Origin of the sequence: Anaerostipes sp. Marseille-Q3525, assembly GCF_018223505.1 — a bacterium.
Classification (GTDB): domain Bacteria; phylum Bacillota; class Clostridia; order Lachnospirales; family Lachnospiraceae; genus Anaerostipes; species Anaerostipes amylophilus.
Genome location: NZ_JAGTTT010000031.1, coordinates 1 through 25,144, shown reverse-complemented (window position 1 = coordinate 25,144; position 25,144 = coordinate 1). Strand labels below are relative to the sequence as shown.

At 34.8% G+C, this 25,144-nt stretch carries 18 protein-coding genes, 1 rRNA gene and 1 other annotated feature; of the genes, 10 read left to right on the top strand and 9 right to left on the bottom strand.

What is annotated here, in order from left to right; all coding sequences use genetic code 11:
* Both KE503_RS12330 and KE503_RS12325 read left to right on the top strand, forming a co-directional pair.
* A 23S ribosomal RNA gene (locus KE503_RS12330) occupies nt 1-177 on the top strand; the annotation flags it as partial.
* A gap of 194 nt (nt 178-371) precedes the next feature.
* Complete coding sequence (locus KE503_RS12325; protein WP_055198102.1) at nt 372-1,118, top strand: hypothetical protein; 747 nt, start codon at nt 372-374, stop codon at nt 1,116-1,118.
* A gap of 62 nt (nt 1,119-1,180) precedes the next feature.
* Here KE503_RS12325 and KE503_RS12320 read toward each other — a convergent pair whose 3' ends face one another.
* The 3 genes from KE503_RS12320 to KE503_RS12310 all read right to left on the bottom strand — a co-directional run bounded on the left by KE503_RS12320 (nt 1,181) and on the right by KE503_RS12310 (nt 4,204).
* On the bottom strand, nt 1,181-2,053 hold the full coding sequence (locus tag KE503_RS12320) for a methionyl aminopeptidase (protein WP_055198100.1): 873 nt from the start codon (nt 2,051-2,053) through the stop codon (nt 1,181-1,183).
* A 178-nt stretch (nt 2,054-2,231) separates the two neighbouring features.
* Nucleotides 2,232-2,975: a sulfite exporter TauE/SafE family protein gene (locus tag KE503_RS12315; protein ID WP_022374526.1), complete on the bottom strand. Its 744-nt coding sequence runs from the start codon at nt 2,973-2,975 to the stop codon at nt 2,232-2,234.
* Between the two features lie 128 nt (nt 2,976-3,103).
* Nucleotides 3,104-4,204, bottom strand: a complete 1,101-nt coding sequence (locus tag KE503_RS12310; protein ID WP_055198099.1) for a tyrosine-type recombinase/integrase — start codon at nt 4,202-4,204, stop codon at nt 3,104-3,106.
* A gap of 178 nt (nt 4,205-4,382) precedes the next feature.
* Between KE503_RS12310 and KE503_RS12305 the strand changes: the two genes are divergently transcribed.
* From KE503_RS12305 to feoB, 8 genes are all read left to right on the top strand, one after another.
* Nucleotides 4,383-5,624, top strand: coding sequence for an Nramp family divalent metal transporter (locus KE503_RS12305; RefSeq protein ID WP_055198097.1), 1,242 nt, complete (start codon nt 4,383-4,385; stop codon nt 5,622-5,624).
* A 46-nt stretch (nt 5,625-5,670) separates the two neighbouring features.
* Nucleotides 5,671-7,533, top strand: coding sequence for an ATP-dependent nuclease (locus tag KE503_RS12300; RefSeq protein ID WP_212385400.1), 1,863 nt, complete (start codon nt 5,671-5,673; stop codon nt 7,531-7,533).
* Between the two features lie 100 nt (nt 7,534-7,633).
* A complete protein-coding gene (locus KE503_RS12295; RefSeq protein WP_022374530.1) occupies nt 7,634-8,197 on the top strand; it encodes a DNA-3-methyladenine glycosylase I in 564 nt (187 codons plus the stop codon).
* 143 nt (nt 8,198-8,340) lie between these two features.
* Nucleotides 8,341-9,549 (top strand): glucosaminidase domain-containing protein, encoded by a 1,209-nt coding sequence (locus tag KE503_RS12290; RefSeq protein ID WP_212385399.1) that lies wholly within the window; start codon nt 8,341-8,343, stop codon nt 9,547-9,549.
* 90 nt (nt 9,550-9,639) lie between these two features.
* Nucleotides 9,640-9,863: a binding site (T-box leader), on the top strand.
* Nucleotides 9,864-9,980: 117 nt separating this feature from the next.
* A complete protein-coding gene (gene thrS, locus KE503_RS12285; RefSeq protein WP_055198093.1) occupies nt 9,981-11,906 on the top strand; it encodes a threonine--tRNA ligase in 1,926 nt (641 codons plus the stop codon).
* Nucleotides 11,907-12,203: 297 nt separating this feature from the next.
* Nucleotides 12,204-12,512 carry a metal-sensing transcriptional repressor gene (locus KE503_RS12280; protein WP_212385398.1) on the top strand — a complete coding sequence of 103 codons (309 nt, stop codon included), beginning with the start codon at nt 12,204-12,206 and terminating at the stop codon, nt 12,510-12,512.
* Between the two features lie 30 nt (nt 12,513-12,542).
* Nucleotides 12,543-15,086: a heavy metal translocating P-type ATPase gene (locus KE503_RS12275; protein ID WP_212385397.1), complete on the top strand. Its 2,544-nt coding sequence runs from the start codon at nt 12,543-12,545 to the stop codon at nt 15,084-15,086.
* 228 nt (nt 15,087-15,314) lie between these two features.
* The gene (feoB, locus tag KE503_RS12270; RefSeq protein ID WP_055198090.1) at nt 15,315-17,660 is read left to right on the top strand and encodes a ferrous iron transport protein B; all 2,346 of its coding nucleotides are present in this window, start codon (nt 15,315-15,317) and stop codon (nt 17,658-17,660) included.
* Between the two features lie 248 nt (nt 17,661-17,908).
* Here feoB and KE503_RS12265 read toward each other — a convergent pair whose 3' ends face one another.
* The 6 genes from KE503_RS12265 to KE503_RS12240 all read right to left on the bottom strand — a co-directional run bounded on the left by KE503_RS12265 (nt 17,909) and on the right by KE503_RS12240 (nt 25,121).
* Nucleotides 17,909-18,064: a hypothetical protein gene (locus tag KE503_RS12265; RefSeq protein WP_022374536.1), complete on the bottom strand. Its 156-nt coding sequence runs from the start codon at nt 18,062-18,064 to the stop codon at nt 17,909-17,911.
* Nucleotides 18,065-18,204: 140 nt separating this feature from the next.
* Complete coding sequence (locus KE503_RS12260; protein ID WP_055198088.1) at nt 18,205-19,692, bottom strand: AAA family ATPase; 1,488 nt, start codon at nt 19,690-19,692, stop codon at nt 18,205-18,207.
* Between the two features lie 165 nt (nt 19,693-19,857).
* On the bottom strand, nt 19,858-21,198 hold the full coding sequence (locus KE503_RS12255) for an MATE family efflux transporter (protein WP_022374538.1): 1,341 nt from the start codon (nt 21,196-21,198) through the stop codon (nt 19,858-19,860).
* Between the two features lie 129 nt (nt 21,199-21,327).
* On the bottom strand, nt 21,328-23,418 hold the full coding sequence (locus KE503_RS12250) for a heavy metal translocating P-type ATPase (protein WP_212385396.1): 2,091 nt from the start codon (nt 23,416-23,418) through the stop codon (nt 21,328-21,330).
* 69 nt (nt 23,419-23,487) lie between these two features.
* Nucleotides 23,488-23,826 carry a DUF6110 family protein gene (locus KE503_RS12245; RefSeq protein WP_212385395.1) on the bottom strand — a complete coding sequence of 113 codons (339 nt, stop codon included), beginning with the start codon at nt 23,824-23,826 and terminating at the stop codon, nt 23,488-23,490.
* 179 nt (nt 23,827-24,005) lie between these two features.
* Complete coding sequence (locus tag KE503_RS12240) at nt 24,006-25,121, bottom strand: LCP family protein (RefSeq protein WP_117945121.1); 1,116 nt, start codon at nt 25,119-25,121, stop codon at nt 24,006-24,008.
* Between the last annotated feature and the right edge of the window lie 23 nt (nt 25,122-25,144).

The following is a 25,144-nucleotide window of genomic DNA, read 5'->3' as shown; positions in this document are numbered from 1 at the left end:
CCAAGTCTGGAAGGGATAAACGCTGAAGGCATCTAAGCGTGAAGCCCCCCTAAAGATAAGATTTCCCATACCGAAAGGTAGTAAGACCCCTTGAAGACGACGAGGTAGATAGGGCAGAGGTGGAAGTGTGGTAACGCATGGAGCTGACTGTTACTAATCGGTCGAGGCTTTAACCAAAGAAGGCTAGAGTGTAAAAGATGTAGATAGTTCTTGTATGTTGTTTTGAAGGTATATCCTTTATATATAGATTTAATAATGAAATTCGAACATTCTTATAGATAAGGATGTTTTTTTTCGTTTGTAGGAGTAAATTACTAGTATCTATATAAATTTCATGATATGATAAATAAGAAGAAAGTGAGAAAAATATCATGAGAACAATTTTAAAAAAAGGATTCATATTGATGATATCCTTATTTATTGCTGGGAATTTAATAACAGTTGCTCAGAATAATGTATCAGCAAAAGAGAAAACAGCAGATTCAAATAATGTGACTAGAAAAGATAATCAAGAATATAATTTCCCAGAAGATATCATTGAACCAGGACCTGAATTACCAATGTATCTCTATCCGCCAAGCATTGAAAAAATTACAAATACAATGAATGGAATTAAGATTCAGTGGAAGAAAGTTGAAAATGCAGATGGTTATCGAATACAGAGGAAAACGGGTAAGGACAAATGGAAAGATTTAAAGATATTAAAGAAAAATAAATACACAGATAATGCGGTAAGAAATGGACAAAACTATAGATATAGGGTTTATGCATATGCTGTGAATTCCGTAGATTTTATTGAGAATACAGGAATCAAGAGTATTACAAAAAATTTTTTATATCTGCAAGTGCCATCAATTAAATATAGCAAGAAATCTAGAAAAACAAGATGTAAAATTTCATGGAAACAAAATAAGAAGGCAGATGGATATAATCTTCAAATATCAACATCAAAACAATTTAAGAAACCTGTTATAAAGAAGATTAAAGGGAAAAGAAAGTCTACCACGAATATCAATATTCATAAGAACAAATCATACTATGTAAAAGTTAGAGCATATAAGATGGATGCCGGGAAAACATATTATAGTGCTTGGAGTTATATAAAGATGATAAAATAGTAAAAAAGAAAAGCACTTCGTTTTTTAAGTGCTTTTCTTTTTCTTGTTAAGATCAATAAAATCTAGTACGCAATAAGTTCGTAACCATCTTCTGTAACAAGAACTTGAACTTCCCATTGTGCAGAAGGCTGTCCATCTTCTGTATAAATTTGCCATTCGTCAACTTCGTCAACATAAAATTCATCAGTTCCCATATTTACCATAGGTTCGATTGTAAACATCATTCCAGGAGCCATAACCATACCTGTTCCTGGCTCTGAGACATAGCTTACAAAAGGATCTTCGTGGAACTGCAATCCAACACCATGACCTCCAATTTCTCTTACAACAGTATATCCATTTTCAAGAGCATGTTCATGAATAGCATGTCCCATATCACCAAGCAAAGCCCAAGGTTTTACATGTTTAAGTCCAATTTCAATACATTCTTTTGTAACATCGACTAACTTTTTCTTTTCTTCTGAAACTTCACCAATACAAAACATTCTGGAAGAATCTGAAAAATAACCGTGATAAATAGTAGATACATCAACATTGATAATATCACCTTCCTGTAAAACAACATCTTCAGATGGAATTCCATGGCATACCTGATCATTGACTGAAGTACAAACACTTTTTGGAAAACCTTCATAATTCAGCGGAGCAGGAATCGCACCACGAGAGGTAGTTTGTTCATATACCCAATCATCAATCTGCTGTGTTGTGATACCTGCTTTGATATGTTCAGCAACATAATCTAAAACTGCAATGTTGATTTTTCCACTTTCTTTGATTTTTTCAATTTGTTCTGGTGTTTTGATCATATCATGAGAAGGAATAAAATGTCCCTCCTGCTGTAATTCCTTTAACTTCTCATCAAACTGGCAATGGCACTTTTTGTATTTCTTTCCACTGCCACACCAACATGCATCATTTCTTCCGATAGTTTCCATTTTCTGCACTTCCTTTATCTTCATTCATTTTTGATACGATTTATATTGCATCAAACTATCCCAATTTTACTATAATTAATAAGAAATAGCAATGAAGTAACAATGATTTTATTCCTCATTTATATAAAAAGAAAAAATCCCTGCCCAATTAAAGACAGAGATTAATGAACAATTAAATTTAGAGCGAGGTAACTGTACGTACAAAGAAAATACAAATAACACCAAGAATTGCAGGTTTTAATACTTTATCAGCATTCTTTGTAAGCATTCCAGATCCAATCAAATTTCCAAGAATAGAACAGATTCCAGCAACAAATCCAAGCAGTAAATAAACCTTTCCGTAAAATAAGAAAGTAACTAATGCAGTTAAGTTTGTCACAAGATTAATAAACTTTGTCACACCAGAAGCGGTCAGTACATCAAGACCGGCAAAACGTGTTAGACAAAGTAATAAAAATGTTCCGGTTCCAGGTCCATAAAATCCATCATAAACACCGATTACAAAAGCAGATAAAATACTTGCAATATAAGTTGTTTTAGAAATCTTACGTGCAAAAGAATCAAAATCTTTCTTTGTAAATAGAAGGTATACAAATAAGATTGGGAGAAGTATTAAAATAAAAATCTGAATGATTCGTTCATTCGTATACACTGATAAAGAAGCTCCCAAAAATGATCCTAAAATAGCAGTGATAGAACAACTTAATGCAATCTTAAAATTAATATGTCCCATTTTTGCAAAGCGAATTGTTGCTGCAGATGTTCCCATAGAAGAACTTAATTTATTTGTAGCAATTGCTCTATGGGGCGGTAATCCGGCTAAAAGATAAATTGGCAGGGAAATCAATCCACCGCCACCGCCAATCGCATCAATTAATCCTGCTAGAAAAACAGCTGGACAAACAATTAAAAATGTAAGCATAATAAATATTCCTCTCTAGTTTTTACAAACATTCTGATTATAAAGAACATAGCATATAAAATCAATAGATTTTTAAAAAATATAGAAAAAAGCAGAGATATCGATGTATAGATGATCTCTGCTTTTTTCTATAAATTTTTGGAATTATTATTTGTAGAATCATGAGAAACAGATTCTCTTAACACAACTTTTCCTGCTGCCTGACGACGTCTCGTATCAGACATTGCTGCATAATGTTTTCTGGTCGTATTAACATCAGAATGTCCAAGAACTTCCGCCACAAGATAAATATCATCCGTTTCCTGATATAAAGCCGTACCATAAGTACTACGCAGTTTATGAGGCGTGATCTTTTTAAGCGGAGTTACTTCCTTCGCATATTTCTTCACAAGATTCTGAACCGCTTGCACACCAATGCGTCGTCTTTGCATAGAATAAAACAAAGCATCTTCATGCCCTTCCTTTGGAATAACAAGTTTTCTGCTGCCTTTCATATACTGTTCCAAAGCATCCGCAACTTCATTTCCAAAGTAAACTGTCATTTCTTTTCGTCCTTTTCGGATGAGATGAAGACCATTATTACGAAAGTCAACATCATCAACATTCAATCCGACTAATTCAGACACACGGATTCCAGTTCCAAGAAGAAGCGTAATGATCGCAAGATCACGTTCTTTTGTTTTTTCATAATAAGCACGTTTCTGTCCTGTTAAATGATCACCGCCATGTTCCACAAAATCAAGCAAAGAAGCGACTTCATCGGCTTCTAACCTGATGATTTCCTTTTCACGGATCTTTGGCATATCAACAAGCAGTGTTGGATTCTTCTCAATCAGCTGGCGCTTGTAAAAATATCCGTAAAAAGAACGAAGTGCAGACATCTTTCGAAAGACACCTTGTTCTGTATTTTGCATATGCTTATGGTTCTCATCGGAAACGTATACTTTTAGATATTCCATATATTCTTCCAGATCAACGGATTCAATCTTATCGAGATCACTTACCTGAAAATCTACGACTTTATAATTTTTGTATGCAGGATTTTCATCAATCAGAAAGTGAAAGAATACTCTCAGATCATACGCATAAGCAATTCGAGTTCTCACTTGTGTAGTAGAGTCGATCGCACGGAAAAACTCTTTTGCAAAAGGTGGAAGTGTTTTAATAAGTTCACGTAATTTGATCGTCTGTCTTGCAGTTAGATCATCATAATATGGTAATGATTTCATAAATTCACCTGTTTCTTATTAGTTTTATATATTTTTCCACGACTCAATAGGGGTAAAATATATATTATACATGACTTATTCTATCAATTTTTCACAAAGCTTGCAAACTTTCTCCTTCTATGTATAATGATAGTTAATATGGACTAACTAAAAATAAAATAAAAAGAAAGGAACATCTATGACACAATTTATCAGATCATCGAAAAAAGAGGCAATGAACTTCTTAAGATATATTGGACCAGGATTACTAGTTACCGTAGGATTTATCGATCCTGGAAACTGGGCAAGTAATATCGCTGCAGGTTCTGGCTATGGATATACATTATTATGGATGGTCACATTATCAACGATCATGCTCGTTATCTTACAGCATAATGCAGCACATTTAGGAATTGTTACTGGAAAATGCTTATCAGAAGCGACAAGTTTGTATATCAACAAAAGATTAAAAAATACGATTTTATTAACAGCAGTTACAGCATCGATCGCAACAGCAATGGCAGAACTTTTAGGCGGGGCAATGGCTTTGGAAATGTTATTTCATATTCCAGTAAAGATTGGTACGTTTATCATTTTAGGAATCGTGTTGATGTGTCAGTTTACAAATGCTTACAGCAGAATTGAGAAATTGATCATCTTATTTGTATCTCTGATTGGATTTTCGTTTTTATTTGAAATTTGTATTTCGGATATCGAATGGAAACAGGCATTGATCGGATGGGCAAAACCAGAAGTTCCAAAAGGTTCACTTCCAGTAGTTATGAGTGTCTTAGGAGCAGTCGTTATGCCACATAATCTGTTTTTACACTCAGAGATCATTCAGAGTAGGAAATGGAATTTAAAAGATAAAAATGTGATCGAACAACAGTTAAAATACGAATTTAAAGACACATTATTTTCTATGATCATTGGATGGGCAATTAATAGTGCGATGATCTTAATGGCAGCAGCTACCTTATATCAAGGAAATGGTCATTCTATTGATGATATTCATCTCGCAGGTTCTATGTTAACACCACTTCTCGGAAATGCAGCATCCATTATATTTGCACTGGCATTATTATTGGCTGGAATCTCATCAAGTATCACAGCTGGAATGGCTGGCGGAACTATTTTTTCTGGAATTTTTAATCATTCGTATGATATTCATCATAAAGATACAAAAAGGGGAGTTTTGATCACAATGGTACCAGCAGTACTGATCATTTTGCTGATCAAATCTCCATTTGATGGACTGATCTATTCTCAAATGTTTTTAGCAATTCAACTTCCAATCACGATTTTTACGCAGATTTATCTGACATCTTCGAAAAAGGTTATGGGAAAATATGCAAATTCGAAACGATTAAAAATCATATTGTTTACCATTGCGCTGATCGTAACATTTTTGAATATCTGTTTGTTTGCGACTGGATTTTAAGCATAAAAAATGAGATAATAAAAAGCACAAAAGAAAGGAGCATCGTATGGAAATTAAATATTTATCAATCAAAAACTTTAAATCAATCCGGCATATGGAAATATCAGATATCCAGAATGCTCTGATCCTTGTTGGAAAGAATAACACTGGAAAGTCATCCATTCTTCATGCATTGCGTGCAGTAGAAGGATCTTATGAAATTTCTGAGGATGATTTTAACGAAACTATGCAAAATATAGAGATTAGATTTACATTATCGCTCACAGAAGAAGATCTTCATATTTTTCATAAAAATGGCATAGTAAGTCAGTATAAGAAATACGATCTTTGGAAAAATGATTTTGAAAGCAAACTTCCATCATATCAAAATGAAGAGATTACATTTACGTTTATCGCTAATAAAGAAGGTAAACAACGCTTTTACGATGGAAAAAAGAAACATAATAAATATATCAGAGAGATTTTCCCAACGATTTATTTTATTGGAACAAATCGTAATTTAAAACAGATTCAGGATGATCTTTTTATGTTGCAGGAAGATAATCTGCTTAAGATCATGCGTACCAATTGTTGTATGTTTGATTCAGTCAAACCGTGTACACATTGTTTTCAATGTATCGGCCTGATTAATCAGAAAACCCCGCAGGAACTAAATGCATTTGAAGCAGCAAAACTGTTTGAGTATAAACTATATGAGATGAATATCGATCAGTTCGAGAAACGTATTAATGAAAGTTTCCATAAAAATGGTGGTTTTGAAGATATCATTTTTTCTATGAATTATGATGTAGATCAGATGCTTCAGATCAATGCAGAAGCTTATAACAAAGAACGTGATACATCGATTTCTGTAGATCGTCTTGGGCGTGGAATGAAAAGCATTTATATGCTTTCTCTTCTGGAGGCTTATGTGATGGATGAAAACAGTCTGCCATCGATCATTATGGTAGAAGAACCAGAAATGTTTTTGCATCCACAGCTACAAAAGACAGCCAGTGAGATTCTATATCGGCTGGCACAGAAGAATCAAGTGATCTTTACGACACATTCTCCACATTTATTAGCAAATTTTAGCAGCAAACAACTATGTCAGATTATTTTAGATGAAGATTCTTATTCAGTTGCGAAAAAGAAAACGAACATTAGTTCGGTTCTCGATGATCTTGGATATAATGCATCTGATCTTATGAATGTTGATTTCGTTTTTATTGTAGAAGGAAAGCAAGATAAATACAGATTACCGCTGTTATTAAATCATTATTATTCAGAAATTTATGATGAAGATGGAAGATTAAATCGAGTAGCAATCCTTACGACAAACAGTTGTACCAATATCAAAACCTATGCCAATTTAAAATATATGAATCAGGTATATATGAAAGACCGCTTTTTAATGATTCGTGACAGTGATGGGAAAGATCGTGATATGCTTGGCAGGCAGCTTTGTAAATATTATGATGAACGTAATCTTATCGATGTCGATCATTTGCCTAAAGTAACAAGAAAAAACGTATTGATCTTAAAATATTATTCTTTTGAAAATTACTTTTTAAATCCCAAGATCATGACGAAGCTTGGGATTGTAGAATCCGAAGATACTTTTTATGAGATTTTATATGATAAATGGAGAGAATACTTGCATAGGATCAAGAGTGGGATTCATTTAATACAGATTATGGGACGTGATTTTGTATCTTCTCAGGATATGAAAGAACATATGGAAGCAATCAGAACATACGTTCGTGGACATAATTTGTTTGATATATTTTATGGAAAATACAAAAAAGAAGAAAAAGAATTATTAAAAAAATATATTGAGGTCGCACCAAGAAAGGAATTTTCTGATATCCTTGATGCAGCAGATTCATTTATCTATTTTCAAAGTAAGACGAAACAAAAAGATAAGTAAAATAAAAAGAAAGTATGGGATAAATTCGAACTTGGCAGTTTATTTTCAATTATAATAGACTAGATATGAAAAAAATATTGAATACATGGAGAAAGTTTTTATGAAATATAAAGATGGGAAAAAGAGATGTTGTTGGACAAATCCGAAGAGTCAAGCATATATTGAATATCATGATAAAGAGTGGGGAATGCCTGTCCATGATGACCATAAGTTATTTGAAATGTTGATCTTAGAATCCTTTCAGGCAGGATTATCATGGGAATGTGTACTAAATAAACGAGAAGCATTTAGAGAAGCATTTGATGGTTTTGATGTACATAAAGTTAGTACATATGATGAAAAGAAACAAGCAGAATTAAAACAAAATGAAAGAATCATAAGAAATCAGAGAAAGATAGCAGCAGCAGTTACAAACGCACAGATTTTCCTTAAGATCCAAAAGGAATATAAAAGTTTTTCAGAATATTTATGGCAATTTACAGATCACAAAGTCATCTATGAAACAGGAAAAACCTCTTCAGAATTGTCCGATAAGATATCAAAAGATTTAAAAACACGAGGAATGAAATTTGTTGGAACAACGATCATCTATTCTTATCTTCAAGCAGTTGGAGTAATCTATTCCCATGAAAAAGACTGCTTTTTATGGAAGGAAAAATCATAATACAGTATTTTATAGCAAGTACGTGAAAGCGTACTTGAATTTTTATAAAAAAAGGAGTAAGGTAAAAATTACCAGAGAAAATTTGAGTATTAGAATATAGAAAGTATCATAAGCAGAATGCAGAGACATAAGGAGGAACAATTATGAGACGCAGGGTTATGACAGCATTTATGTGTGCAATTATGACGATGTCTGTAATACCAGTTAACGCAGATGATACACAAGTAGCAAAAGCGCAACAGGAAATGGAATCTACAGTGAAGACAGAAACAACAACAGAAATGTCAACACAATCCACAACGAAAACAGAAAAAAAGAAGACATCTAGAAAAAAGAAAGCGAAAATAACAAAGAAGAAAATTTCCAAAGATAAGAATGGTAAGAAATCAGACAATGAAGAAAAAGTAGTTCCAATGCCGACTCAGGTAATTAGCAAAAGCAGTACACAGGCGATGGAACGTCGAATCTCTTCCAAGCAGGCAAAAATTGCAAAATTAAGAAAAGAAAAAGCTAAGATTTTCAAACAGATGAAGCTTGAAGCCCAAAAAGAAGAAACGCTCAAAACATTTTATGAGAAATACACAGCAAATTCAAAAGCGGAAATTGCATTATTTGGTCAGGAGATAACTCCTGCAATGAAAATATCCAAAAAAGATGAAGCTATGAGAGATGATCTTTATGAACTTGCAGATTTGTTTGGAGATAAACAATTAAAAACAATTGCAGGAAAGTATGTATTTGGAATTAATCATCCAGATTTTGAAACTTTACTCGATAAGAACGATAATTTTAATCTGAATCAGTATTTAAAAAATGAAAAGATTCTTCCAGTAAAGCCAATGCAGCAAAAGATTGTTACTATCAATAAAAAGATCAAGCAGTTAAAGAAAGATATTTCAAAGGAAAATCAGACAAGATATTTTAATCCGAATAATGTAAGTTTATTAAGTCATATTACAGTAGATGATGCCAAACAGATGTTAAAAGGAACGGCTCTTTATGCAGATGCGAAAGCCTATGTAAAAGCGGAAGAAAAATATCATGTTAATGCTGTCTTTTTAATGGGAATTGCAGCACATGAAAGTGCATTGGGAACAAGCAGACGTGCAAGAGAGGATAATAATCTTACTGGATATGGCGTAACTTCTGACAGTGCAAAGGGAATTAACAAAGCTACAAAAGAAGAAGGATTACTAACGACAGCTAAGACTTTACATGAGAAATATCTTACAGCGGGAGGTAGTTATTATGCAGGAACTTCTGCTGAGGATGTGAATAAACATTATTGCGTTGGCGGAGAATGGGCAGCAGCAGTAGTAAATGATGCTTATCAATTAATGAATCAATTATAATATTTTCAAAATAAAGTTTCAAAAAATTTTATTTTTTCATTGATTTTATAATAACACAATGCTATAATTTACAAGAAATGAAAAGATAATAACAAAACGTTGATGAGAAGAGTACTTTGTGAAAGGCTTACAGAGAGGGATACATAAGCTGTGAGTATCCTAAGCAGAGAAACAAAGGAAGACCACCTCGGAGTAGCTGTAAACCAGCTCGGTTGACACCGTTAACTGTCGATTAAGTGATCTGTTTCTGGAATTTATTATCACATGGTATGAAACAGATAACCAGGGTGGAACCGCGATAACTCGTCCCATGGATTTTATTAGTCCATGGGATTTTTTATTTCCATGATCAATTTTCTATGAATAGCTTCATAATAGATTGACAATGGAATAAATAAAACGTTATATATCAAGAAAGGATGAACAAGAAGATGAAGATTACATTAAAAGATGGATCTGTAAAAGAGTATGAAAACAATATGTCTGTCATTGATATCGCAAAAGATATTAGTGAAGGACTGGCAAGAGTTGCCTGTGCAGGAGAGGTTGATGGAGAAGTTGTTGATCTTAGAACTGTCATTGACAAAGATTGCGAATTAAATATCTTAACATTTGATTCTGATGAAGGAAAACATGCATTCCGTCATACAGCATCTCATATTTTAGCTCAGGCAGTCAAACGTCTGTACCCAGAAACAAAACTTGCGATCGGACCTTCTATCGACAATGGTTTCTACTATGATATGGAGAAAGATACTCCATTTACACAGGATGATCTTGAAAAAATTGAAAAAGAAATGAAGAAGATCGTCAAAGAGAATCTTGAGATTACATGTTTTACAAAACCTAGAGATGAAGCAATCGCATTTATGAAAGAAAGAAACGAACCTTATAAAGTAGAACTGATTGAAGATCTTCCAGAAGATTCTGTGATCAGCTTTTATCAGCAGGGAGAATTCGTTGATCTTTGTGCAGGACCTCACTTAATGACTACAAAACCAGTGAAAGCATTCAAACTTACAAGTATTGCAGGTGCTTACTGGCGTGGAGATGAGCATAACCAGATGCTTACAAGAATCTATGGTACTGCATTCACAAAGAAAGCAGAATTAGATGCATATCTTACAATGATGGAAGAAGCAAAAAAACGTGATCATCGTAAACTTGGAAAAGAACTTGGTCTGTTTATGATGAGAGAAGAAGGACCTGGATTCCCATTCTTCCTTCCAAAAGGTATGGTGCTTAAAAATACATTATTAGATTATTGGCGTGAAATCCATCAGAAGGCTGGATATGTTGAAATCTCAACACCTATTATGTTAAGTCGTCATTTATGGGAAACATCAGGACACTGGGATCATTACAAAGAAAATATGTATACAACAGTAATCGATGATCAGGATTTCGCGATCAAACCTATGAACTGTCCAGGTGGAGTTCTTGTATATGAATCAGAACCACGTTCTTACAGAGATCTTCCATTAAGAATGGGTGAGTTAGGTTTAGTACATCGTCATGAAAAATCTGGTCAGTTACATGGATTAATGCGTGTTCGCTGCTTTACACAGGATGATGCACATATCTTTATGACACCAGATCAGATCAAAGATGAGATCAAAGGTGTTGCAGCACTGATCGATCAGGTTTACAGCTTATTTGGATTTAAATATCATGTAGAGCTTTCTACACGCCCAGATGATAGTATGGGAAGTGACGAAGATTGGGAACTTGCAACAGAATCACTTCGTGCAGCCTTAGATGATCTTGGACTTGATTATGTAGTTAATGAAGGGGATGGAGCTTTCTACGGGCCTAAGATTGACTTCCATTTAGAGGATTCTATCGGAAGAACATGGCAGTGTGGAACCATTCAGCTTGACTTCCAGCTTCCATTACGATTCGATCTTCATTACACAGGAGCTGATGGAGAGAAACATCGTCCAATCATGATCCATCGTGTTGCATTCGGATCTATCGAACGTTTCATTGGTATCTTGATCGAACATTTTGCAGGTGCTTTCCCTACATGGTTAGCTCCAGTGCAGGTTGAAGTGATTCCTATCTCTGACAAGCATTTAGATTATGCCACAAAAGTACTTGATACATTAAAGGCAGCAGGAATCCGTGCAGACATCGATACAAGAGCTGAGAAGATGGGATATAAGATCCGTGAAGCACAGCTTCAGAAGATTCCATATATGTTAGTTGTTGGTGGAAAAGAAGAAGAAAACGAGGCTGTATCTGTAAGAAGCCGATTCAAAGGTGACGAAGGACAGATGAAGTTAGATGATTTCTTAGCTGGAATTAAAGAAGAAATCGCAAATAGAGAAAACCGTAAGGTTGAGAAAGAAGACTAGATATCAAATGAAAAGGAGGTACCACATTTGTGGAATACCTCCTTTTTTCTTTATATTCGTTCTAATAGTTCCTCAGGTTTCATAGCTGGTACTTTACTTTCGATAAAATCCTTGATATTACGAGTTACAATAAAGTCTACTTTCATTATTTGTATCAATCAATATTTTCATATTTTTCTGCACGGTTTGTAAGCTGTCAAGTAGGATTTGTGATATAATTGCAACTTTTTCTCAAAGAAACCTCTTGTAATATACCTAGGCAGGGTATATAATACCAATCGTAAAGGAGGAAACTATATGGAAGAAAAAAAAGAATGTTATTGTCATCACAAGATAAAGGAACGTTCAGATAAAGAATATAAAGACCTTATTAATCGTCTAAGCCGTATTGAAGGACAAGTTCGAGGAATAAAAAAGATGGTAGAGAACGATACTTATTGCACGGACATCTTAGTTCAGGTATCTGCAGTCAATGCAGCTTTAAACAGTTTCAATAAAGTCCTTCTTGCCAATCATATCAGAACCTGCGTAGCTGAAGATATCAGAGAAGGCAAAGACGAAACGATCGATGAGTTAGTAAAAGTTTTACAAAAACTAATGAAATAACAATTTAATAAAATGAAAGGAAGGGAAACCATGGAGCAATATCAAGTGACTGGCATGAGCTGTGCTGCTTGCAGTGCACGCGTGGAGAAAGCGGTTTCCAGTGTCGAGGGAGTAACATCCTGCTCTGTAAGCCTGTTGACAAACTCAATGGGTGTCGAAGGAACCGCAGATCCATCTGCAATCATCAAAGCAGTTGAAGATGCCGGATATGGAGCAAAGAAGAAGGGAACACAGACACAAAGCAGTTTTTCAGATGAAGATTTATTAAAAGACAGAGAAACCCCTGTCTTAAGAAAACGTCTGATCGCATCTCTGTGCTTTTTAATCCCGTTAATGTATCTGTCAATGGGACACATGATGTGGAACTGGCCTATTCCTAAGATTCTAGAAGGAAATCATGTAGCAATGGGACTGATCCAACTGTTATTTACAACGATCATCATGGTAATCAACCAGAAGTTCTTTATCAGCGGATTTAAGAGTTTATTCCATAAAGCACCGAACATGGATACTCTGGTAGCGTTAGGTTCAGCCGCTTCTTATGGATACAGTGTGTATATTCTATTTGCCATGACGGACGCACAGATGCATCAAAACATGGATGCAGTCATGAAATATATGCATGAATTCTATTTTGAATCTGCTGCTATGATCTTAACACTGATCACAGTTGGAAAGATGTTAGAAGCAAGATCAAAAGGTAAAACAACAGATGCCTTAAAGAGCCTTATGAAACTGGCACCAAAGACAGCTGTTGTGATCCGAAATGGACAGGAAATGGAAGTCGCGATCGAACAGGTAAAGCAAGGAGATATTTTTGTTGTAAAACCAGGAGAGAATATACCAGTAGATGGTATTATCATTGAAGGAAATAGTGCGTTAAATGAATCTGCCTTAACAGGAGAAAGTATCCCAGTGGATAAAAAAGAAGGTAATGCTGTATCCGCCGCAACATTAAATACATCTGGTTATTTAAAATGTGAGGCAACAAGAGTCGGTGAAGATACAACACTTTCACAGATCATTCAGATGGTCAGTGATGCAGCTGCGACTAAAGCACCGATCGCAAAAGTTGCAGATAAAGTATCAGGAGTTTTTGTTCCAACTGTTATCTGTATCGCACTTGCTACGATCGCTATCTGGCTGCTTGTAGGACAGAGTTTTGGATTTGCACTTGCAAGAGGTATTTCTGTCTTAGTCATCAGCTGCCCTTGTGCTTTAGGACTTGCGACACCTGTAGCGATCATGGTTGGAAACGGAATGGGTGCCAAACATGGAATTATGTTTAAGACAGCCGTGTCCTTAGAAGAAGCAGGAAAGACACAGATTGTTGTCCTAGATAAGACAGGAACGATCACAAGTGGTAAACCACAAGTTACAGATATGGTACCTGTAGATGGTATCAGTGAAGAGGAATTACTCTCTATGGCCTATGCTTTAGAGAAAAAAAGTGAGCATCCTCTTGCACATGCGATCTTACAGAAAGCAGAAGAAACACAGATTAATGACAATTTTGAGATTAAAGACTTCCAGGCAGTTGCTGGAAATGGACTTTCAGGAAAGATTGAGAACGAAATGATCTATGGTGGTAACCAAAGATTTATTGAAAAATATGCAATGATCTCAGCATCTATGATCAAGAAATCAGAAGAACTGGCGAATCAGGGAAAAACACCATTATTCTTTGCATGTGATAATCAGCTGATCGGTATTATTGCCGTTGCAGACGTGATCAAAGAAGACAGCCCACAGGCAGTGAAAGAACTTCAAAATATGGGAATCCGTGTTGTTATGCTGACTGGAGATAATGAACGTACTGCCAAAGCTATTGGTGAACAAGCAGGCGTTGATCAGGTAATTGCAGGAGTCTTGCCAGAAGGGAAAGAAAGTGTTATCCGTGACTTAAAAGAAAAAGGAAAAGTTGCAATGGTCGGTGATGGAATCAATGATGCACCGGCACTTACAAGAGCGGATATGGGGATTGCAATTGGAGCAGGTACCGATATTGCAATCGATGCAGCGGATGTTGTCTTAATGAAAAGCCGTCTGAGCGATGTACCAGCAGCAATCCGTTTAAGTCGTGCAACACTTAAGAATATTCACGAAAACTTATTCTGGGCATTTATCTATAACATTATCGGAATTCCATTAGCCGCAGGGGCATGGTATATGTTACTTGGATGGAAACTAAATCCGATGTTTGGTGCAGCGGCAATGAGTTTATCAAGTTTCTGTGTTGTTACCAATGCATTAAGATTAAACTTCTTTAAAATACATGATGCCAGCAAGGATAAGAAAATTAAAAATAGTGTAGTACTTGAAAATATTCAAGTTCAAAATACAACAAAACAGGAGGAAATAACAATGAAGAAAACAATGAAAATCGAAGGAATGATGTGTGGACACTGCGAAGCTACTGTAAAGAAAGCTTTAGAGTCAATTGATGGTGTTACAGAAGCAGTGGTAAGCCATGAAAGTGGAACAGCTGTTGTTTCTATGACAACTGAAATTTCAGACGAAGTTTTAACACAGACCATTGAAGACAAAGATTACAAAGTAACAGGAATTGAATAAAAAGCAAAGATTGTTATAAATTATTCTAAGATATTTTATAATATATCTCATAAAAATCAATATTGTTATAAAAAATAGTGTAGTATTTGCATGGATCATGTGGATTTTACGCTATTTTTTATTTAAAATTAAAGAATAATTGAGAAAAATTATCAAAAGTGTGATACAATATGTCTGGTTAGAAATATCTAATCAATTATAACAATTAAAGATAAAGGATATGAAACTATGACACTAAAAGAATTAAAAGTCGGTAAAAGTGCAGTGATCAAAAGTGTTGGTAGCCATGGTGCACTAAGACAGCATTTTCTTGACATGGGAATGATCCCAGGTGTTGAAATCACAGTTATAAAACTTGCACCAATGGGGGATCCCATGGAAGTGCAGATTCATGGATATGAACTGACACTTCGTTTAGAAGAAGCCGACCAGATTGAAATTGATCCAATTGTGAAAAGAAGCAGAAGTCATAAAGGTGCAGAATATATGAAAACCTCTGAACATCCTGGTCTGGGCGAAGAGGGAAAATATCATTCTAAAGAAGATGAACATCCACTTCCAGATGGAACACCATTAACTTATGCTTTAGTTGGAAATCAAAACTGTGGCAAAACAACGTTATTTAATCAGTTAACTGGGGCTAATCAACATGTTGGGAACTTTCCAGGTGTTACAGTCGATCGAAAAGATGGATCGATCAAAGGACATCCAGAAACGAATGTAACAGATCTTCCGGGAATTTATTCCATGTCGCCTTACAGCAATGAAGAGATTGTTTCCAGAAATTTTGTATTAGAAAATAAACCAAAGGCAATCATTAATATTTTGGATGCAACAAATATTGAGCGTAATTTATATCTTACTATGCAATTACTGGAAATGGATATACCAATGGTTGTGGCTTTAAATATGATGGATGAAGTGCTTGGAAACCAAGGATCAATTAATGTAAACGAAATGGAATCCTTGCTTGGTGTTCCAGTTATTCCGATTTCAGCAGCAAAGAACGAAGGAGTCGATGAAGTTGTAAAACATGCACTTCATATTGCAAAATATCAGGAAAAACCATTAAGACAAGATTTTTGTGATAAAGAAGATCATGATGGTGCTGTACATCGCTGTATTCATGCCGTAATTCATTTGATTGAAGATCATGCAGAAAAAGCACAGATACCGGTTCGTTTTGCAGCGACAAAAGCGATTGAAGGGGATCATCTGATCTTAGAACAATTAAAACTTGATCAAAATGAAATGGAAATGTTGGATCATATCGTCAAACAAATGGAAACAGAACGTGACTTGGATCGAAGTGCAGCAATTGCAGATATGCGATTTGATTTTATTGAACGTTTATGTGAGCAGACGGTTGTGAAACCAAAAGAAAGTAAAGAACGAATCCGAAGTGAAAAGATTGATCGTATTTTAACAGGAAAATATACAGCGATTCCTTGTTTTATAGGAATCATGGTTTTGGTATTTTATTTGACATTTAATGTGATCGGTGCCTGGCTTCAAGGAATCCTGGAATTAGGAATTGATAAGCTTTCAGGACTTACGGATCAGGCATTAACTGCAGCTCATGTCAACCATGCGATTCATAGTCTGATCATTGATGGAATTTTCACTGGAGTAGGAAGTGTACTAAGCTTTTTGCCAATCATTGTAACATTATTTTTCTTCTTATCATTGATGGAAGATAGCGGATACATAGCAAGAGTTGCATTTGTTATGGATAAAATGCTTCGAAAGATTGGATTATCTGGACGAAGTATTGTTCCAATGCTGATTGGTTTTGGATGTACCGTTCCAGCGGTTATGGCAACAAGAACTTTAACGAGCGAACGAGATCGTAAGATGACGATTCTTTTGACACCATTTATGAGTTGTACTGCAAAACTTCCGATATATTCTTTCTTTGTCAGTGCATTTTTCCCAAAACGTGGGGGATTTATTATGGCTGGATTATATTTATTAGGAATCGTAATCGGCATTTTGATTGCATTTTTATATAATGGGACTTTATTTAAAGGAGAACCAGTACCTTTTGTTATGGAATTACCAAATTACAGACTTCCAGGAGCGAAGAACGTAGTACAGTTATTATGGGAAAAAGCAAAAGATTTCTTACAGAAAGCGTTTTCCGTGATCTTAGTTGCAACAATTGTGGTATGGTTTTTACAAAGATTTGATCTACAGTTAAATATGGTAGAAGATTCTGCTCATAGTATTTTAGCAATAGTAGCTGGATTCATAGCTCCTTTATTATCACCATTAGGATTAGGAGACTGGAGAATTGTAACGTCCTTGCTCAGTGGATTTATGGCAAAGGAGAGCGTTGTTTCAACATTAGGGGTTTTATTTAATGGAAATATCACAGCAGCGATCACGCCGTTGGCAGCAAGTTCTTTATTAGTATTTAGTTTACTGTATTCTCCATGTGTTGCAGCAATTGCATCTGTTAAACGTGAATTAGGAACAAGATGGGCGGTTGGTCTTGCATTGTGGCAATGTATCATCGCATGGATTGCAGCATTGATCATAAGATTAATTGGAGTAGCAATTGGATTTATGTAAAATAAGTAATATTTTGAAACTGATTTAAAAGAATCCAAATAGATAAAAAATATCGAGAGAAGCCGGTAAAATGCCGGCTTCTTAATTCTTTATTCTAATCTATAATTTAAATTGGTATTTTGCGTATAGATTAATCTTTGGAAATATACCTATTCTTTCTATCTTTTAATCACTAATTTCTATAAAAAATTAAGGGAACATCTAAATTGATTTTTAAATGTTCCCTTAATTAAATTCAAATTGTAAAATTAAAAACTAATGTGCTTCTTTTTCTTTAATAAATTTGCACCAGTTACGATCAGCATGATTCCTGATGTAAGACCAACACAAATGGATAAGATTCCAAGAACAATGTTTCCAGCTCCAGTACGTTTCATAGTTAAATAGATTTTTTCCATGTCCATGGCAATTTGACCTCCGTTTGATTGTTTCATTGATTGTTTCATTATGTTAATATTTATAATATCTGATATTTTTTACTATATCATTATTTTTGATATTTCGTCAAATATTGGCTTCTTAAATACCAACACTTGTTATGATTTTATAATAATAATTCTCTTACCATTTTACCATCAAATGTTACGCTGGATACGTGATGAACTTCAATCTGATATAATGCATTCGCTGCAATATGTTCTGCCGCCTGCTCAAGATCTCTGATTCCTGTTGTTTCTGAATACAGTTCAATTACAGTATCCAAGGCTTCATCTGTCATGATACATTCATCTTCTTTAAGTCCCATACGTTTTAAAATCTTTGGGAGTGCAAATCTCGAGAAAATAGCCTTCTTCTCTTCTGGTGTATAATCAGGAATATCAATGACTGCAAAACGTGACATCAAAGGTGCACTGATCTGATCTTTTTCATTTGCGGTAGCAATTGGATAAACACCAACAGTTGGAATCATACATTCCATATAATTGTCTGTAAATCCAAGATTGTCAAGTAAAGTTAATAATACATCGGCTGGGTTCCCATTTCCTTTTCCTGAATTTGCTTTATCAAGCTCATTGATAATGAATACAAGATTTGATTCTCCCGCCATGGAAAATGCATCCATAATGATTCCAGGTTTCGCATTTGCATATATTCTTGAGCTTCCAGTGAGCTGTTCTGGATCATTGATAGAACTCATATCAAGGGTTGTCCATGGAAGCTTTAAAATTCTGGCTACAGCGTATGCAATCTGTGATTTTCCTGTTCCAGCAGGACCAACTAATAATAATCCATATGCTGGTAATGTATGTGTACGATTGATCTGAATGATCGTTTCAATGATTCTTTGTTTCACACGCTCCATACCATAAAGTTCTTCATCCAGAATCTTTCTGGCTTCATCTGGATCAATTGCTTTAAAATAATCACTCTTCCACTGAATATTCATCATGATTGATAATGCACGCTGAGCATGTCTTCTTTCTTCTTGTGATACTTCATGGGAACGTGCAACAGCAAGGTTTCTTCTGGCCCATAATCGGATGTTATCTGGCAAAGTACGGCCTGCACATGTCATAAAATCGGTAATACTTTGAATACTTGTAAGTTTCATATCATCACCCATTTCATCTTGATTTTCATCAGATGGTTTATCCTCAGGTGCATCACTTTGGAATAAACGTTCAATCATAAACTGAAGGAACCCATCTTCCGCTGATAACTTTGTACCACCTCCAAAAGCTATTTCACGAATCTTATATACACAATAGCCTTCGGATGTGTTTTCTCCTGATAGACGAACATGAATATGATTTTCTCCAAGCCATTTGATCAAACTTACGAATCGTGCATCAATTCGTAAGATATCAGAAATGATCGTCCCATCTTCTTCTTCAAATTCAAAGGCAGTTTGTTTGTCCTGATTTGAAAAAAAACCACAGGAATGATGCGCCCAGTCTTTTCGTTTGTTTGAAAGAATTAAGATTGGACATTTAATTGTTGCATGATCTTCGTTAGAAGAAAAAGTTGTATAAGTACAAACGGCTTCTTCTTGTTTCCCGGTTGTATCGTTACTAAAATCAAATACTGGCATAATAAGTTACTCCTATTTTTTATTATCTCTTTGGTATTATATAAATATATCTTAATGCAATTTTACCAAAAATTGATTGTTTTAACCATAATAAATATGAAATTTTATGGTTAAAGCATATTAAAGTATGCTGTTCATAAGTTTTACTTCAATCTCGTACTTTATTTATACGGTTATTTCTTTTTTAATATTTTTAAAATAATAAAGTGCAGAGATACATATGATGACGGACAGTAATGATCCACATGGTGCGGCAAAACCCATTGGATAAAGTGTGTTAGCAAAATATTTTGAAGCCAAAAATGCACCTGGAATTCGGATCAGCACAATGGACAATACATTATGTAAAAATGAAATTCCTGATTTACCATAAGCACAGAAATAACCACTGAAACTAAAATGAATTCCTGCAATCATACAATCCCATATGTAACTTCTGATATATTGACTTCCCATCTTGATAACAAACACATCATTTGTAAAAATTCCGACAACTGGATTAGAGATAAACTGCATACAAACAGCGACAACTAGTCCAAAACTTACAGCAATCATTGTTGCATACTGTAATGTTTTATAAGCACGATCATCCTTTCCAGCTCCGATATTTTGTGCAGAAATTGCAGATACACAAGACAGCATAGAGGATGGAACGAGAAATACAAAACTAATGATCTTCTCAACAATTCCAACAGCGGCAGCATCATTTAAACCTCTTTGGTTTGCAATGATCGTTATGATAATAAAGGATATTTGGATAAATCCATCCTGAAGTGAAATAGGAATTCCAATCTGTAAAATATTCTTTAAAGTTCGAGCCTGTGGTTTCAAATCCTCTTTGTGAACAGAAATACCTGTGTTCTTTTTTAATATTGCTAATAAAGCGATAACAACGCTGATCGTTTGTGCAAGAGTTGTTCCAAGTGCTGCTCCAGAAGCACCAAGGTGGAATATGCCAATAAAGATATAGTCTAATATAATATTAAAAAAACATGCAACAGCAATAAAATACATCGGACTTTTGGAATCTCCAAGGCCTCTGAAAATAGAACTTATGATATTATATGCTGTAATTAAAGGGATTCCTGCAAAACAGATCATAAGATAAGCTCTCGTTCCTGCAACAGCTTGTGTTGGTGTAGACATAATATCTACGATTGGATTTACAAAAAACAATAAAATACATGTTAAAACGATGGAAATACCTAAAAATAAAGTAATCGTATTTCCGATGATCTTTGATGTTTCTTTTTTTAACTTTGCTCCGACTGATTTACCAATCATAACGGTTGTACCCATTGCAATTCCAACAATCATAACGGTGATCATATGCATTACCTGACTACCAATAGAGACAGCTGTTGTCCCAGAAACAGAATCAAACTGTCCAATAATAAATAAATCTGCCATTCCATATAGTGTCTGTAAAAAATACGATAAAAAATATGGAAGTGAAAATCTTAAAATATTTCTTCCAATACTTCCATGTGTTAAGTCTCGTTCCATAAAAAATCTCCTGTTTATTTTTATTTACTCATTTTATATTTTATAATATCATAAACTAACAAAAATAAAAAGCATTCCGTTCCTGCTTATAATACAGGGCGTGAATGCTTTTTGGATAAAATCCAGATATTATTCAGTTTCTTCTTCTGGAAGCAGATTTTTCATGCTTCTAAGCCCAATACAAAGGGTTGATGTATTATGTAACAATGCAGATGTTGTTGGCTGTAAGATTCCTAAAACACCAGCACCAATAAGTCCTGCGTTAAATCCAACAATAAAGCGGTAATTATTGTGAATACGATGCATCAAACTATTACTGATATGTTTTAATGCTACTAAACCATGTAAATGATCAGCTTCAATCGTTACATCAGCAATCTCTCGTGCAATTTCAGCTCCATCACTGATCGCAACTCCAACATTTGCTGCAGATAGTGCCGGAGAATCATTGATTCCATCACCGATCATGATAACTTTTCTTCCTGCAGCTTTTTCAGCTTCAACAAATGCAGCTTTTTCTTCCGGAAGTACTTCGGCATGATATTCATCTACACCAACTTTTTCTGCGATAACTCTTGCTGTTCGTTCACTATCTCCTGTCATCATGACAACCTTGGAAATACCAGCTTCTTTTAAAGCCTTAATGACATCTTTTGCTTCTTCACGCAGTGGGTCTTCAATGCAGATCACACCTGCAAGCTTATGTTCAATCGCCATATACAGATGAGAACATTCTTCTGGAAGACTGTTAAATAATTCTTGTTTTTCCTCTGGAATCGTACATTGCTCATCCTCAAATACAAAATGATAACTTCCGATTACGACTTTCTTATCTTCGATCATAGAAGAAATTCCATGAGCTACAATATATTCAACTTTTGAATGCAACTCTTCATGCACAAGATTACGATCTTTGGCTGCCTGAACAACAGCTTTGGCCATAGAATGAGGAAAATGTTCTTCTAAGCATGCAGCAATTCTTAATAATTCCTGACATTTCATACCATTAAATGAAACAATATCTAAAACTGTTGGCTCTGCTTTTGTTAAAGTACCTGTTTTATCAAATACGATTGTCTGAGCTTCTGCCATTGCCTCTAAGTATTTTCCACCTTTGACAACAATATTATGATCATTTGCCTCTTTGATTGCTGATAAAACGGAAATTGGCATTGCCAGTTTTAAGGCACATGAAAAGTCAACCATCAATACAGATAATGCTTTTGTTGCATTTCTTGTAAGCAAATATGTGATGGCAGTTCCAACTAATGTATAAGGAACCAGACGATCTGCAAGATGTTCTGCCTTACTTTCTAAAGATGATTTTAATTTCTCAGATTCTTCGATCATTGTAACGATCTTATCAAATTTACCTGATCCGTTAGCTTCTTTAACACAGACTTTTAAGTCTCCTTCTTCAAGAACTGTTCCTGCATAAACATATCCATCTATTGTTTTACGGACAGAAATAGATTCTCCAGTTAAAGATGCCTGATTGACCATAGCTTCTCCTTCAATGATAACACCATCAAAAGGAATCATATTTCCCATCTGAACATGAACAATATCATTTGTCTGAATTTCATTAGAAGATACTAAAACTTCATGATCGCCATCGACTTTCCATACTTTCCCAACATTTAATGACATACTCTTGGCAAGATCATCAACAGATTTCTTATGTGTCCACTCTTCAAGAATTTCACCGATTCCAAGTAAGAACATGATAGAGGATGCGGTATTGATATCCCTTCTTAGCATAGATACACCAATCGCAGTACCATCAAGCACTGGAACTTCAATTTTTCCTTGTGCAAGTGTATGTATTCCTTCATATATGTATTTTACAGATTTGACAGCTGTGATACCGGCTCTTAATGGATATGGGAAAAACAATTTACTTCCATAATGGAAGAGTACCTTACTTGTAATCTTATCCCAATAAGACTGGTTTAGCTGTCTGCTCTGACTTTCTTGATAATTATCTGGAACAGTAATGATTCCATGGTAAAATTTTTTTAAAGTGTTAAGAATCTTTTCACGATCTGTACTATAACAGATCACGATATCGTTCGTGCGGTCATAGATTTTGACAGATGTGACAAAATCTTTTGTTGTCAGATAATATTGAAGTTCATCTGCCTGATCAGTACTCATCGTTCGCTGACAGTTATGAATACGAATTCTGCCACGGATCTCATGTTTGATCGTAAATTTCATATAAACTCCTTCTTCTTTGAAAACACCTGCAGAAAATAAACTGCAGGTGTTTGTATTAAATATTTTTTCTTATTCTTCTACTTCTTTAAAAGCATCTTCGGAAACTTCTTCTGTTGCTTCTTCATCATCAGCTTCAGCGTAAGCTTCCATTTCTTCTTCTGCAGCAGCTCTGTCTTCATTAATCTGCTTTGCTTCTTCATAAATATCTTCTGCATTTTCCTGAACTGTTGTTACTGTATCCATAACACATTCTTTTGCACGAAGAACGGCAGCTGTTGCATTTGTATATAATTTTTTAGCATCTTTACTTGATAATGCTTTAATACCTGCTGTACCAAATAAAACTCCTGCTGCAAAAAATCCTGTCTTTTTGCTCTTTACTACTGATAAAACTTTTGTTAAATCCATGTCTGTATCCTCCTGTAATATTTATATGATTTATCATTAACTTCTTGTATCCGAAAGGAATAATTTTAAATGTTATTCCTTTGGTAACTTTGTACATTATAAACCATCAAATATCAATTACTCAAGGCTAATTGCAGTGAAAAGAATGAGAAAAATTATCAATAAGTAATTTGTTTGTTTTATTCACCTTCTGTTGTATTGGAACTATTAAAGATATTTCCAGAATCTCCTTTGGAACGATTATAATCGTATTTTGATGGATATCCGCAAGTTTCTGCAGCATCTGCACCACCATAATTCTGCGCGAAATCTTGGCGTTTTCCTTTATTAAACATAAAGTATTTTAATGCTTCCTGATTAGCTTTAAAGTTTACAAAAAATACAAAACCACAAGGAGGATAATGTCCAACAACGGCTGTCTTATAAGTATTCTCAATTGGCACACGAAGCTGATCAATCTCTGTAGTTCCCATAGTGGCTACGGAAAAAATAAGTTTCTTAATATAAGTAGAATCCATATCTGTAGATACATCGCCTAATGCATCAATAGCAATAGTTACAAGATCCGCAGGATTATGCTTTAACATTTTCTGGAAAGTTGCCTGCATAACAGCACGTTGTCTTCCAGTTCTCCCGAATTCTTCATCTCCATATTTTTTAGAATATACATGACGGACTCTTGCATAGCCCAATGCCTGACATCCATTTAATGTCTGCTTACCAGGTTTTACATTACGATATTTCTTCTTGGAAATATAGTTGGTTGTATTAAGATATTCTGCTTCTCTTTTTTCAAGAGTCATTTCAATACCGCCAATGCGATTGATAACTTTCTCAAAAGCAGAAAGATCCACAACACAGAATTTATCAATTTTAATATTAAAGTTTTGGGCAAGTGTCTGATATAGAAGTTCTTCTCCACCAAATGCATAAGCTGCGTTTAATTTGTTTCTTCCGTGTCCCGGAATCTCAACATACATATCACGGAGAAATGATGTTAATTTTAATTCTTTTGTCTTAAAATTGATCGTTGCAACCATCATGCTGTCAGATCTTCCATGATCACCATCTTCAGATCCCTGAGCTCCATTATCAGAGCCGACCAACAAAATATTAACAACGTCTTTATCAAATGTCAGATCTTCTTTATTTTTAATCTTAACCTTATCCATGGATTGCTTTTTTGGAGTAACTGCAGCTTCTAATCTGGCATCGTAAAATCCAAGCATACCGCCTACTACAATCGCAAAAATCAAAAAAACGCTTGTAAGCGCTGTAAATTTTTTAGAAAACATTATAAAATACCCTCCTTATTTTC

Excerpts from the sequence above, each read along its gene's own strand:
- KE503_RS12325 (WP_055198102.1), top strand. The coding sequence starts at position 372 with ATGAGAACAATTTTAAAAAAAGGATTCATATTGATGATATCCTTATTT.
- KE503_RS12320 (WP_055198100.1), bottom strand. The coding sequence starts at position 2,053 with ATGGAAACTATCGGAAGAAATGATGCATGTTGGTGTGGCAGTGGAAAG.
- KE503_RS12315 (WP_022374526.1), bottom strand. The coding sequence starts at position 2,975 with ATGCTTACATTTTTAATTGTTTGTCCAGCTGTTTTTCTAGCAGGATTA.
- KE503_RS12310 (WP_055198099.1), bottom strand. The coding sequence starts at position 4,204 with ATGAAATCATTACCATATTATGATGATCTAACTGCAAGACAGACGATC.
- KE503_RS12305 (WP_055198097.1), top strand. The coding sequence starts at position 4,383 with ATGACACAATTTATCAGATCATCGAAAAAAGAGGCAATGAACTTCTTA.
- KE503_RS12300 (WP_212385400.1), top strand. The coding sequence starts at position 5,671 with ATGGAAATTAAATATTTATCAATCAAAAACTTTAAATCAATCCGGCAT.
- KE503_RS12295 (WP_022374530.1), top strand. The coding sequence starts at position 7,634 with ATGAAATATAAAGATGGGAAAAAGAGATGTTGTTGGACAAATCCGAAG.
- KE503_RS12290 (WP_212385399.1), top strand. The coding sequence starts at position 8,341 with ATGAGACGCAGGGTTATGACAGCATTTATGTGTGCAATTATGACGATG.
- thrS (WP_055198093.1), top strand. The coding sequence starts at position 9,981 with ATGAAGATTACATTAAAAGATGGATCTGTAAAAGAGTATGAAAACAAT.
- KE503_RS12280 (WP_212385398.1), top strand. The coding sequence starts at position 12,204 with ATGGAAGAAAAAAAAGAATGTTATTGTCATCACAAGATAAAGGAACGT.
- KE503_RS12275 (WP_212385397.1), top strand. The coding sequence starts at position 12,543 with ATGGAGCAATATCAAGTGACTGGCATGAGCTGTGCTGCTTGCAGTGCA.
- feoB (WP_055198090.1), top strand. The coding sequence starts at position 15,315 with ATGACACTAAAAGAATTAAAAGTCGGTAAAAGTGCAGTGATCAAAAGT.
- KE503_RS12265 (WP_022374536.1), bottom strand. The coding sequence starts at position 18,064 with ATGGACATGGAAAAAATCTATTTAACTATGAAACGTACTGGAGCTGGA.
- KE503_RS12260 (WP_055198088.1), bottom strand. The coding sequence starts at position 19,692 with ATGCCAGTATTTGATTTTAGTAACGATACAACCGGGAAACAAGAAGAA.
- KE503_RS12255 (WP_022374538.1), bottom strand. The coding sequence starts at position 21,198 with ATGGAACGAGACTTAACACATGGAAGTATTGGAAGAAATATTTTAAGA.
- KE503_RS12250 (WP_212385396.1), bottom strand. The coding sequence starts at position 23,418 with ATGAAATTTACGATCAAACATGAGATCCGTGGCAGAATTCGTATTCAT.
- KE503_RS12245 (WP_212385395.1), bottom strand. The coding sequence starts at position 23,826 with ATGGATTTAACAAAAGTTTTATCAGTAGTAAAGAGCAAAAAGACAGGA.
- KE503_RS12240 (WP_117945121.1), bottom strand. The coding sequence starts at position 25,121 with ATGTTTTCTAAAAAATTTACAGCGCTTACAAGCGTTTTTTTGATTTTT.